Origin of the sequence: Amycolatopsis sp. cg9, assembly GCF_041346945.1 — a bacterium.
GTDB lineage: Bacteria > Actinomycetota > Actinomycetes > Mycobacteriales > Pseudonocardiaceae > Amycolatopsis.
Genome location: NZ_CP166850.1, coordinates 2,147,796 through 2,159,455 on the forward strand (window position 1 = coordinate 2,147,796; position 11,660 = coordinate 2,159,455).

Sequence of the window (11,660 nt, forward strand, 5' to 3'; positions counted from 1 at the left end):
CCGCCGGCCCTCAGGTCTCTTCCCGAATCCGGGTGACCAGCTGGGTCGGGTTCACGAACCGCAACGCGACGAGGAGGAGCAGGAGCATGGAAGCCGTGTAGATGGTCGCCATCGCGTCCACGGACTGGTTCGCGCGAATTCCCGCGGCGAACACGGAGTTGTACAGCGCCACCACGAGGGTCGTCGAGTCCGGGCCGGCGGTGAGGAACGTCAGCTCGAACATCCCGACCGTGCGCACCAGCACGAGGATCGACGCGGCCAGGATGCCCGGCAGCAGCAGCGGGCCCAGGATGCGGGTGAACACCGACGCCGTCCGCGCGCCGGACATGCGCGCCGCGGCTTCGATCTTCGGGTCGATCTGCTCGATGAACGGCGTCATGGTCAGCACGACGAACGGCACCGACGGCACCAGGTTCGCCAGGATGACGCCGGTGGTCGTGCCGGCGAGGTGGACCTTGTACAGCACCGTGGCCAGCGGGATGCCGTAGGTGATCGGCGGGATGAGGATCGGCAGCACGAACAGCAGCATCACCAGGCGCTTGCCGGGGAAGGAGCGGCGGGCCAGCGCGTAAGCGGCCGGGACACCGACTGCCACCGACACGGCGATCACCACGAGCGCGACGACCGCCGTCGTCAGGAGGACGTCCGAGAGGCCGAACTCGCGCCACGCGTCGGCGTACCAATGAGTGGTGAAGCCGTCCGGGAGCCAGGTGCCGAACCACTGCGTGCCGAACGAGTCGACGACCACCGAGAGCACCACGCCGGCGAGGTTGACGAAGAAGAACGCGACGACAGCCCAGACGACCCAACGTCCGGGACGCGCGACCCAACCGGTCATCCCTTGCCTCCGGTCGCTCCGCGGTAGAGCGTGGCGCGCCACGCCATGACCAGGCCGATCACGATCAGCATGACCACCGCCATGAGCATCGCGACGGCCGAGCCCATCGAGTAGTCGTACTCCTCGAACGCGGCGTGGTAGGCCGCGATCGAGATGACGCGGGTCTCGTTCGCCGGGTCGCCGACCAGCTGCGCCGAGGGGAACACCGAGAACGCCATGACGAACGACAAGCAGAAGGTGATCGCCAGGCCGGGGGCCAGCAGGGGCAGCGTGATCCGCCGGAAGCGCTGGACGCCGTTCGCGCCCAGCGTGGCGGCCGCCTTCTCCAGGGAGGGGTCGATGCCCGAAAGGTAGGACAACGTCAGCAGGAAGGAGAACGGGAAGCCGGTGATCACCAGCGACAGCAGCACGCCGGTGTAGTTGTGGATCAGCGGCAGCGGCTGGTCGGTGATGCCCAGGACCGTAAGCACCTTGTTCAGCCAGCCCGCCGGGCCGCCGTACATGATCAGGCCCTGCGCGGTGAGCACCGTGCCGAGCGTGATCGGCACGACCAGGATCGCCGTCAGGAGGCGCTTGCCGCGGACGCGGCCGCGCAGCACGTACGCGATGGGGATGCTGGCGAGGACGTTGATGAACGTCGCGGGCAGCGCGATGCCCAGCGTCGTCCAGACGGTGTCGCGCAGGTAGGGGTCGCCGAAGAACCGGGCGTAGTTCGCGAAGACGCCGCCCCGGCGTGGGGCGAAGGACAACTGCAGGCCGTAGAGGAAGGGGTACAGGAACAGGCAAGCGATCACGAGCAGGCCGGGAACCAGCAGGAGCAGGGTGCGGTCGATGCCGCGTTCGGCCAGGCGGTGCCGGAGGGCCGGGCGGGCCGTCGTCACGGCGGTCACGGCGCGAACACCAGGACGCGCTCGGCCGGGACGCCGATCTTCGCGGTGTCGCCGGGGGCCAGGCGCTTGTCCGTCCGGAAGTAGACCGGCAGCCCGGTCGGCAGCCGGGCGGAGACGGACAGCTCGCGGCCGTGGTACTCGACGATCTCGATCGTGACGTCGAGGGCGTTCTCCGCGCCGTCGCCGACGACGAAGTCCTCGGGGCGGATCGCGACCTTCGCGGGGCCTTCCGTGAGCGAACCGCGGTTCGCGCCGGTCAGGCGGACGCCGTCGCCCTCGACGGTGACCGAGGGGCCGACGGCGCCGGTGACCGTCACGTCCAGGAGGTTGCGGTAGCCCATGAAGGAGGCGACGTAGCTGTTCACCGGCTGCGCGTAGACCTCCTCGGGGATGCCGACCTGCTGGACCGCGCCCTCGCGGAGCACCACCAGGCGGTCGGCCAGCGACAGGGCCTCCTCCTGGTCGTGGGTGACGTAGACGGTGGTGAGCCCGAGCGTCTGGTGGAGGCGGCGGATCTCCATCCGCATCTCGAGGCGGAGCTTGGCGTCCAGGTTGGACAGCGGTTCGTCCATCAGGACCACCGGTGGCTCCAGCACGACGGCGCGGGCGATGGCGACGCGCTGTTGCTGGCCGCCGGAGAGCTGCGCCGGGAACTTCGCCGCGTGCTCGGTGAGCTGGACGAGGCGGAGGGCGTCGTCGACCCGACGGCGGGCTTCGGCGCGGGCGACCTTGCGCATCTTGAGGCCGAAGCCGACGTTGGCGCGGACGGACAGGTGCGGGAACAGCGCGTAGTTCTGGAACACCATCCCGAACCCGCGCTGCTCCGGTGGGCGGCCGTCGATGCGGGCGTCGTCGAGCCAGATGCTGCCGCCCGTCAGCGGGAGCAGGCCGGCCAGGCAGTTGAGCGCGGTCGACTTGCCGCAGCCGGACGGGCCGAGCAGGGCCACGAACTCGCCGCGTGCGATGGCCAGGTCGAGTTCGCGCAGGGCGGCCGTGGTGCCGAAGCTGCGGGAGACCCCGTCGAGGCGCAGCTGCTCGAACGTCACTTCTTGCCGACCTTCGAGCCGCCGACCAGCTGGTTCCACTTGTCGAACGCCTTGACCTGCTGTTCGGCGGGCAGCGACGTCTCCTTCGGGTACTGCGCGATCCACTGCTCGTACTCGGGGCGCCCGAACTGCTTGATCGTGTCCTGGCTCTTCTGCGGCGCCATCTGCAGGGTGACGTCCTTGACGGCCGGGCCGGGGTAGAAGTAGCCGTCGTCGTAGGCGATCGCCTGCTGGTCCGGCTTGAGCATCCACGCGATCAGCTGCAGGATCGCCGACTCCTGGTCGGGCGAGAGGCCCTTCGGCATCAGGGCGTACTGGGCGTCGGTGACCCAGTGCATCGGCTGCATGATCGCGGTCTTGACCGTGTTCGGCACGGTGCCGAGCTTGCGCGGGTTGATGTCCCAGCCGGTGGTCGACGTGATCATGTCCACCGCGCCCGAGGCGAGGTTCTTCATCGTCTCGGTCGTGCCCGACGGGTAGTACTTCACGTACTTGCCCAGCTCCTGCAGGTACGCCCAGGTCTTGTCCCAGCCCTTGTCCGGGTCCTTCGGGTTCTGGTCGCCGAGCAGGTACGGCAGGCCCATCAGGAACGTCCGGCCCGGGCCGGAGTTGGCCGGCTGCGCGTACTGGAACTTCTCGGGGTGCGCCTTGGCCCAGTCGAGCAGCTGCTGCGGGGACGCCGGGGCGGCGGGCACCGCGCCGGGGTTGAACTCCAGGAGCGGGCCGGAGGGGTAGTAGACGACCTCGACGCCGTAGCCGTTGGCCAGCTCCTGCATCTTGGCCGCCGGCTCGAGGTAGTTCTGCATCAGGTTCGGGAACCGGCCGGCGAAGTCCGGGAGGACCTTGGCCAGGGTGCCGTTGGCGATGCCGGCGGAGAGGCCGTCGGTGCCGCTGAGCACCAGGTGCGTCTGGGCGACGCCGCCGTCCTGTTCGGCCTTCAGCTTGCCCGCCATGCTCGGCGCGGGGGCGGTCGAGTACGTGACCTTCGCGAGGACTTCGGGGTGGGCGGCCTTGAAGTTCTCGATCATCTGCTTGGTGAGCTGCAGGTTCCCCGCGACGTCGAGGATGTTCAGCTCGACCGGCTTGCTCGGTTTGTCCGGCACGGCCTGGGGATCCGCTGCCTGGCCGCCGCCGTCGCCGCCGGGCGCGCCACAGGCCGTCAGACCGGCGGCGAGGCTCACCGCCAGCAACACTCGTCGGAATCGGAAGCCGGTGCGACGGTGCATGGCTGCTCCTGGGTCCGTGATAATGTTGTACGCCGCATCGTATATCAGATAGGACATGCCAGTGGCGAGTACGTTCGAGGAGCAGACGCGACGACTCTCGGGCGTGGTGGCCATCCCGGTCACGCCGTTCGACGCCGAAGGGGCCGTCGACGCCGCGACGTACGCGAAGCTGGTGGACCGGCTGATCACCGGCGGCATCGAGGTCGTGACGCCGAACGGGAACACCGGCGAGTTCTACGCGCTCGACGCCGGCGAAGCCCGGCAGAGCCTGGAGATCACCGTCGAAGCCGTGGCCGGCCGGGCGAGCGTGCTCGCCGGGATCGGCCACGACGTCGCTTCGGCGACGCGGGCCGCGGCGCACGCGCGGGATGCCGGAGCCGACATGATCATGATCCATCAGCCGGTGCACCCGTACATCTCCGGTGACGGCTGGGTCGACTACCACGCGGCGATCGCCGGCGCGGTGCCCGAACTCGGTGTCGTGCTCTACGTCCGCAACCCCGCGATCGCCGGCGAACGGCTGCGCGCGCTGGGCGAGGCGGCGCCGAACGTCATCGGCGTGAAGTACGCGGTGCCGGACCCGGTCCGGTTCGGCTCGGTGGCCCGCGACGCCGGCTTCGATCGGTTCGTCTGGATCGCCGGACTGGCGGAGCTTTCCGCGCCCGGCTACTTCGCCGTCGGCGCCACCGGCTTCACCTCCGGGCTGGTGAACGTCGACCCGGCGACGTCGCTGGCGATGTTCCGCGCACTGTCCACAGGGGACTACCCGGGGGCGATGGCGGTGTGGGAGCGGATCCGGCCCTTCGAAGAACTCCGCGCCGCGAACGGGAATGCCAACAACGTCAGCGTGGTGAAGGACGCGCTCGCCCAGCTGGGCCTGTGCCGCCCCGACGTCCGGCCGCCGAGCCGCCGGCTGACGACGGCCGAACGCGAACAGCTTTTCGGCATGGTGTCGTCGTGGGGGCTCTCGTGAAGGTGGCGGCCCATCGGCGCGCCGGGACGCGGTGACACCGGAACTCGGCTCGCCGACGAGCCACCTGATGACAGAGGTCGCGACCGGAAAAGAACACGCTGTAGCAACCCAACTGGGCGCCTCGAGTGTCGCTTTTGGCGGCTACGGGCGGCTGCTCGCCGGCTGATCAGCCGGCACGGTTGCGTACGAGCGGGTTCCGGCCCGGACTCGGCTCCTGTCCCCGGCCGGATCGCTCCGGGCGGGAAGTTCTCGGGTGTGCGGTGGGTCACCTTCATCCCGATGTGTCTGACTGTACACCTTTTCGGCAGGACGCGGGGAATTGCCACCGAGCCGGTGGAGTGGGAGGCTGAGGTCAGGACGCGGTACCACCGCGGCCAGGCCCCAGTGCCCTTTTCCCGGACCGGACCCGGACCCCGTCGGGGACGGAAACCGTTGCTGGACAAGCCTTTACGACTTACCCAGAGCGGTGACGCGATGACCTCAACCCAAATTCCGGATACGCCCGCCACGGCGGGCAGCGATTTCGCCGAGCTGTCGCGGCAGATCAAGGCCGTCGGCCTCCTCCAGCGGCGCCGGCGCCACTACGCCGTGCGCATCGGGCTCAACCTCGTCGCCTTCGGCGGGGGCTGGGTCGCCTTCGCCTTCCTCGGCGACTCGTGGTGGCAGCTCTTCCTCGCCGCGTTCTTCGCGATGATGTTCGCGCAGCTGTCGTTCATCGGCCACGACGCCGGGCACAAGCAGATCTTCCGCGGCCGCCGGGCGAACGACGCCACCGGCTTTGTCCACGGTGGACTGACCGGGCTGAGCTACGGCTGGTGGATGGGCACGCACACGCGTCACCACGCCAACCCGAACAACGAGGACGAGGACCCGGACGTCGACATCGCGGCGCTCGCGTTCAGCAAGGCGCAGAGCGCCGGCAAGCGCGGCTTCCTGCGCTGGATCGCGAAGTACCAGGCGTTCCTGTTCTTCCCGCTGCTCCTGCTCGAAGGTCTCAACCTGCACGTCTCGAGCGTGCAAGCCGTGTGGCGCAAGGACGTCCGACGGCACAAGCTCGAGTCCGCCCTGCTGATCGCGCACTTGGCGGCTTACCTCACCGCGGTGTTCGTGGTGCTCTCGCCGCTCATCGGGGTCATCTTCATCCTGGTGCACCAGTTCCTGTGGGGGCTGTACATGGGCTGCTCCTTCGCGCCCAACCACAAGGGCATGGCGATGGTGTCGAACGGGCACAAGCTCGACTTCCTGCGCAAGCAGGTCCTGACCTCGCGCAACGTCCGCGGCGGCCCGGTGGTGGACTTCGCGCTGGGCGGGCTGAACTACCAGATCGAGCACCACCTGTTCCCGAGCATGGCCCGGCCCAACCTCAAGCACGCGCAGGTGATCGTCCGGGACTTCTGCGCCCAGCGCGGGATTTCCTACGCCGAATGCGGCTGGGCGCGTTCCTACGGGTACGTGCTGCAGCACCTGCACGAAGCGGGCGAACCCCTGCGCCGGCCGGCGAAAGCGGCGGCGTGACGACCCCGGTGCCGGACACGTCGGAGGAGTCCCGGTCCGGTACCCCGTGCCCGAGCTGCCCGCACCCGCTCGGCACGCACGACGCGATCGCCCGCCGCTACTGCGCCGCCACCACGGCCGGCGCGGCGGCCGATCGCGGCTGCGTCTGCGGCACCGCGCAAGACCACATCAAAGCACCCGAGAAGCCGAGGACGTACCGATGACCGGCACCACCGAACCCGTCACCCGCTACCAGCGGCGCGTCGACCGGGTGAAGCACATCGTCGTCGAGCGCACCGGGCTCAGCGACGCCAAGGCACTCGAGCTGGCCGTGCACATGGTGCACGAGCTCGACACCCTCCCGGAGCGGGTCCGCTAGGGCTCGAGCACGACCGGCTGCCCGAACTTCCCGAAGACCGCGGGGACGAACGTCGTCACCTCGGTCACGCGGCCGCCGTCGATCGACAGCGCGTTCAGGCCGAACGCGTGGAACCGGCCGTCGTGGCGCAGGTACGTCGCCACGGCCGGGCCACCGTTCGCGCGGACCGGGACCATCCGCAGCTCCATCGGCACCGCCCCGTGCAGCACCGGGGCCCAGCCTTCGAGGACCGTCGCCAGCCCGCGGTACCAAGTCGGTTCGGGGCCGCTGTGACCACCGGCGCCCGGCTGGTGGCTGCAGCGGACGTCGTCGCTCAGCACGGCCGCGATGGCCGTGTCGTCCGCCGCCGTGATCGCCGCGATGTAGCGGGAGACGACCGCCCGTTCCGCGCCGCTCGACTCGACGCGCCACTCCGCGCGCCGCGACGGCAGCTGTTCCTTCAGCTCGGCCCGCGCCCGCTGGAGCGAGCTGCTCACCGAAGCGGGCGTCGTCTCCAACGCGGCCGCCGTCTCCTTCGCCGACCACCCGACGACGTCGCGGAGGATCAGCACCGCGCGTTGCCGGGGCGACAGGTACTGGAGGGCGGCCAGGAACGCCAGCTCGACCGTCTCCCGGGCGATCGCCACGTCCAGGAGGTCGTCCGGCGCCGGCTGCAGCCAGGGAACGGCCGCCGCCGGGCGGGGAGCCAGGTGCGAACCGGACGCCTCCGGCAGGTCCACCGCGGGGACCACGCGCGGGGTGCGGTCGAGGAAGTCGAGGCACGCGTTCGTGGCGATCTTGTACAGCCACGCCCGCACGCTCGCCCGGCCCGCGTACTGGTCGCGACCGCGCCAGGCGCGCAGGAACGTCTCCTGCACCAGGTCCTCGGCCTCGTCCAGTGAGCCAAGGAACCGGTAGCAGTGCACCCGCAGCTCCCGCCGGTGCCGCTCGGTCAGTTCGGCGAACTCGGTCTCGTCCATCGTGTCGGTAACCATGCCCGGTGTGACGACGTCCGGCACCGGAAAGCAACTCTTCGCAGGTCACCCGCACTGTGGCCGAAGTTACTCGCGCGTTAAAGACGAGTAAGCGACCGGGTACCGGCCGTCAGGACCGCATTCACGGGGGAGGCCCGGCCGCACGGACGGCGGTGTCCTGACGGGGTCCGATCCGCCGCGATGCCCGGAGGCACCCGTGACGCTCAGCGAGCTTCTTCCCAGCCTCGGCTGCGAAGCCGCCGATCACCTCGAGCCAGGAGTCTGGCCGCGAAGCACCCGACTCGGCGAAGACGGCGAGCTCCTCTTCGCCGGCGCGCGGGTCAGCCACCTCGCCGCCCGCTTCGGGACGCCGGCCTACCTGATCGACGAGCAGCAGGTCCGCGACACCGCCCGGGAGTACCGCGAAGCACTCCCGGACGTCGAGGTCGCGTACGCGAGCAAGGCCCTCTGCACCCGCGCCGTGCTGCGCTGGGTCGCCGAAGAGGGGCTGTCGCTCGACACCTGCTCGGCCGGGGAAATCGCCGTCGCCCGGTCCGTCGGCTTTCCCGCCGAGCGCATGCTGCTGCACGGCAACGCGAAGACGCCGGAAGACCTGAAGGCCGCGCTCGGCTACGGCGTGCGGCGGATCGTGGTCGACTCGCTCGACGAGATCGAGCAGCTCGGCGCGCTCGCCCACGGCGGGCAACAGGTGATGATCCGCGTGACACCGGGCGTCGCGGCCGGGGCGCACGCCGCCATCAGCACCGGTGCCGAGGGGCAGAAGTTCGGGTTCTCGCTGCTCGACGGCGTTCCCGACAACGTCGACGCCGCGGCCAGGGCCGTGCTGGCGCAACCCGGGTTGCGGCTGGCCGGCCTGCACTGCCACATCGGCTCGCAGGTCTCGCGGGTCGACCGGTACGAAGCCGCCGCGCGGCGGATGGCCGAGGTGCTGGTCCGGCTCCGGGACGCTCACGGCGTCACGCTGCGGGAGCTCGACCTCGGGGGCGGGCACGCCGTGCCGTACGTGGGCGGCGAGCCCGCGTTCGACCTCGGCGGCTATTCGCGACGGCTGCGCGTGGCGCTCGCCTACGAGTGCGCGGCGCACGGTTTCCCGCTGCCCCGCTTGACGATCGAGCCGGGCCGGGCGATCGTCGGGCCGGCCGGGATCACGGTGTACCGCGTGTGCGCGGTCAAGCGCGGCAGCCGCACGTTCGTCGCGGTCGACGGCGGCATGAGCGACAACGCGCGGCCGTCGCTCTACGGCGCCCGGTACACGACGCGCCCGGTGGGCCGACGCTCCACCGCGAAGCGTGTCCCGATGACCGTCGTCGGCAGGCACTGCGAAGCCGGTGACGTCCTGGCCGACGGCATCGACCTGCCCGCCGACCTGCGCGCGGGCGACCTGCTGGCCGTGCCGTGCACCGGCGCGTACCACCACTCGCTGGCGTCGAACTACAACCAGGTCGGCCGGCCGCCACTGGTCGGCGTGAAGAACGGCGCCGCGACGCTGCTGGTGCGCCGCGAAACCGAGGAGGACCTCAGCCGCCGCGACCTCGGCTAGCCGCTTCAGCCCGGCTCGATGGCCTCGCCACCGCGCCGCACCACGCCGCGGGGCAGGCGGCGACCGGCGAAGAAGTCGCGGCAGGCGCGGTGGACCGCGAACATCAGCGGCACTCCCAGCAGGATCGACACCACGCCGATCACCGCGACGCCGCCGATGCCGAACACCGTCGTCTCGCCCGCGTCCGGCCGCGCGTACTCGACCAGCGCGAACCCCAGCACGGCCAGGAAGAACACCCCGCCGAGGAACGGCAGCAGGCCGCGCAGCAGGAAGTTGCGGGCGCTCGTGAAGAGCGTGCGGCGGAACACCCAGACGCAGGCGAGCGCCGTCATCGTGTACTCGATCGCGATGGTCAGCCCGACCGCGTCGACCGAGTCCGACAGCACGTTGTCGCTGATCAGCGCCAGCAGCACGTACACCGCGAGCGAGATCAGCCCGAACGTCCAGGTGGCCACCGACGGCGTCCGGAACCGCGGGTGCACGCGCCCGAAGACGCGGGGCAGCGCGCCGTGGCTGGCCATCGACAACGTCGTGCGCGCCGCCGGCATGATCGTCGCCTGGCTGGTGGCCGCGCCGCTGGTCAGCACCGAGACGATCAGGAGCACGCCCAGCACCTTGCCCGTGGCGCCGTCCCCGAACACCGCGCCGCCGAGACCCGCGAGGACGTCGTCGGAGTTCGCCTCGTTGCCCAGCCCGACGCCCTCGGTCCCGACACCGGCGAAGGCCAGCGCGGCGACCGTGACGAGCAGGTAGTTCAGCACCAGCAGCACGGTCGAGAGCACCGCGGCGCGGCCCGGCGCGTGGCGCGGGTCGGCGGACTCCTCGTTGACCGACAGCGAGCTTTCCCAGCCCCAGTAGATGAACACGGCGAGCAGCACCGCCGAGACCGCGGGGCCGGCGCCGACCCCGCCCGGCCACAGCCAGTCGAGGCGCGGGGCCGAGGCCTGCGGCCCGGCCGTGCCCTCGAAGACGCGGACCAGCGCCACCACCGAGAACAGCACCAGGACGACGAGCTCCACACCCAGCAGGATCCACTGCGCCCGCGCGGACACCTCGATGCCGCGGTAGCAGAGCCAGCACAGCACCAGCAGCCAGGCGGCACCGATCGCCGTCGTGAGCCACCGGTTGTCCGCGGCGCCGGACGCGCCGAAGAGCAGCAGCGTGTACCGGCCGGTGAGCGCGGACTGGCTGCTCATCACCAGCAGCTGCGCGACGGTGACGACCCAGCCGGTGAACCACCCGGCGTGCGGGCCGAACGCGCGCGCCGCCCAGGTGAAGTTCGTCCCGCAGTCGGGTTCCGCCGCGTTCAGCTCCCGGAACGCGACGGCGACGAACAGCACGGGCACGAACGACAGCAGGACGAACGCGGCTGCCTTGAAGCCGGTGCCCGCCAAAACGATCAGCCCGAGCGTGGCGGCGATCGAGTACGCCGGAGCGGTCGACGACATCCCGATGACCATCGACGACACCATGCCTAGGGTGCCGCCGCGCAGTCCCTTTTCGGGGACGGCGGGGGCGACGCCGAGCGCCACGGCCTCCGACATGCGTTGGTCCTCCTGGGGTAACGGGAGACGACAGAGCCGCCAGACGGTACCCGGCGGGGCGCGCCGAGCGCGTGCGGCTGTGCGCGGGCGCACAAAACCGCCTCGGAAAGCCTCGTGATTTTCCGCCCCCGCCACCGATTCCTCGGCTGACGGCGACGTGCACGCCGGATCACGCGAAGCTGGCGCGGGGGTCTCGCTTTCTGGTCAGGTCTCGATACGCTGCGCACTTGACAAATCACATGCCGAAACACAGGGAGGGACGGCATGGGTGACGATTCACGTGCGCGCGGACTGGACAACACGGACAGATCGTTGATCGCCCTGCTCCAGCAGGACGGCCGCGCGTCGTTCACCGCGCTCGCGAAGGCGGTCGGGCTTTCGGAGGGAGCCGTCCGCCAACGGGTGCAGCGGCTGCTGCGCGACGACCTCATGCAGATCGTGGCGGTGACCGACCCGGTCAACGTCGATCTGACCAGACAGGCGATGGTCGGGATCAGCGTCGACGGCGCCGATCCGCGCGAGGTGGCGGACAAGCTCTCCGAACTGCCGAACGTGCACTACGTCGTGTTGTGCGCCGGGCGGTACGACCTGCTGGCCGAGCTGGTCTGCCGGGACGACGACCACATGCTCGAAGTGCTCGGCGAGGAGATCCGGCAGATCCCGGGCGTCTCCGGGACCGAGCTGTTCGTGTACCTCAAGCTGGCCAAGCAGAACTACTCCTGGGGCCGGCTCACGGCGTAGCGACCGGGGATGACG

12 protein-coding genes are annotated in these 11,660 nt (G+C 70.6%); 6 read left to right on the top strand and 6 right to left on the bottom strand.

Annotation, left to right across the window (positions count from 1 at the left end; genetic code table 11):
- Window positions 1–10: 10 nt before the first annotated feature.
- Genes AB5J73_RS09970 through AB5J73_RS09985 form a run of 4 tightly spaced genes read right to left on the bottom strand, consistent with a single transcriptional unit; the run spans window position 11 to window position 3,955 of the window.
- Window positions 11–838, bottom strand: coding sequence for an ABC transporter permease (locus tag AB5J73_RS09970; RefSeq protein WP_370969406.1), 828 nt, complete (start codon window positions 836–838; stop codon window positions 11–13).
- Window positions 835–1,728 (bottom strand): ABC transporter permease, encoded by an 894-nt coding sequence (locus AB5J73_RS09975; protein ID WP_370969407.1) that lies wholly within the window; start codon window positions 1,726–1,728, stop codon window positions 835–837. The genes AB5J73_RS09970 and AB5J73_RS09975 overlap by 4 nt, the downstream gene beginning before the upstream one ends.
- Window positions 1,725–2,774: an ABC transporter ATP-binding protein gene (locus tag AB5J73_RS09980; protein WP_370969408.1), complete on the bottom strand. Its 1,050-nt coding sequence runs from the start codon at window positions 2,772–2,774 to the stop codon at window positions 1,725–1,727. Before AB5J73_RS09980 ends, AB5J73_RS09975 begins: the two co-directional genes overlap by 4 nt.
- Window positions 2,771–3,955 (bottom strand): extracellular solute-binding protein, encoded by a 1,185-nt coding sequence (locus AB5J73_RS09985; RefSeq protein ID WP_370969409.1) that lies wholly within the window; start codon window positions 3,953–3,955, stop codon window positions 2,771–2,773. The genes AB5J73_RS09980 and AB5J73_RS09985 overlap by 4 nt, the downstream gene beginning before the upstream one ends.
- 100 nt (window positions 3,956–4,055) lie before the next feature.
- On the opposite strand from AB5J73_RS09985, the gene AB5J73_RS09990 reads away from it, so the two are divergent.
- The 4 genes from AB5J73_RS09990 to AB5J73_RS10005 all read left to right on the top strand — a co-directional run bounded on the left by AB5J73_RS09990 (window position 4,056) and on the right by AB5J73_RS10005 (window position 6,846).
- Complete coding sequence (locus tag AB5J73_RS09990; protein ID WP_370969410.1) at window positions 4,056–4,973, top strand: dihydrodipicolinate synthase family protein; 918 nt, start codon at window positions 4,056–4,058, stop codon at window positions 4,971–4,973.
- Window positions 4,974–5,447: 474 nt separating this feature from the next.
- On the top strand, window positions 5,448–6,488 hold the full coding sequence (locus tag AB5J73_RS09995; RefSeq protein WP_370969411.1) for a fatty acid desaturase: 1,041 nt from the start codon (window positions 5,448–5,450) through the stop codon (window positions 6,486–6,488).
- Complete coding sequence (locus AB5J73_RS10000; RefSeq protein ID WP_370969412.1) at window positions 6,485–6,691, top strand: RGCVC family protein; 207 nt, start codon at window positions 6,485–6,487, stop codon at window positions 6,689–6,691. The genes AB5J73_RS09995 and AB5J73_RS10000 overlap by 4 nt, the downstream gene beginning before the upstream one ends.
- Window positions 6,688–6,846 carry a DUF6307 family protein gene (locus tag AB5J73_RS10005; RefSeq protein WP_370969413.1) on the top strand — a complete coding sequence of 53 codons (159 nt, stop codon included), beginning with the start codon at window positions 6,688–6,690 and terminating at the stop codon, window positions 6,844–6,846. Before AB5J73_RS10000 ends, AB5J73_RS10005 begins: the two co-directional genes overlap by 4 nt.
- Here AB5J73_RS10005 and AB5J73_RS10010 read toward each other — a convergent pair.
- A complete protein-coding gene (locus tag AB5J73_RS10010; RefSeq protein ID WP_370969414.1) occupies window positions 6,843–7,805 on the bottom strand; it encodes an RNA polymerase subunit sigma-70 in 963 nt (320 codons plus the stop codon). The genes AB5J73_RS10005 and AB5J73_RS10010 overlap by 4 nt on opposite strands.
- A gap of 211 nt (window positions 7,806–8,016) precedes the next feature.
- Between AB5J73_RS10010 and lysA the strand changes: the two genes are divergently transcribed.
- Window positions 8,017–9,360 carry a diaminopimelate decarboxylase gene (gene lysA / locus AB5J73_RS10015; RefSeq protein WP_370969415.1) on the top strand — a complete coding sequence of 448 codons (1,344 nt, stop codon included), beginning with the start codon at window positions 8,017–8,019 and terminating at the stop codon, window positions 9,358–9,360.
- A 5-nt stretch (window positions 9,361–9,365) separates the two neighbouring features.
- Here the strand turns inward: lysA and AB5J73_RS10020 are convergent, their stop codons facing one another.
- Complete coding sequence (locus tag AB5J73_RS10020) at window positions 9,366–10,904, bottom strand: APC family permease (protein ID WP_370969416.1); 1,539 nt, start codon at window positions 10,902–10,904, stop codon at window positions 9,366–9,368.
- 264 nt (window positions 10,905–11,168) lie between these two features.
- On the opposite strand from AB5J73_RS10020, the gene AB5J73_RS10025 reads away from it, so the two are divergent.
- A complete protein-coding gene (locus AB5J73_RS10025) occupies window positions 11,169–11,645 on the top strand; it encodes an Lrp/AsnC family transcriptional regulator (RefSeq protein ID WP_290055387.1) in 477 nt (158 codons plus the stop codon).
- Window positions 11,646–11,660 lie beyond the last annotated feature (15 nt).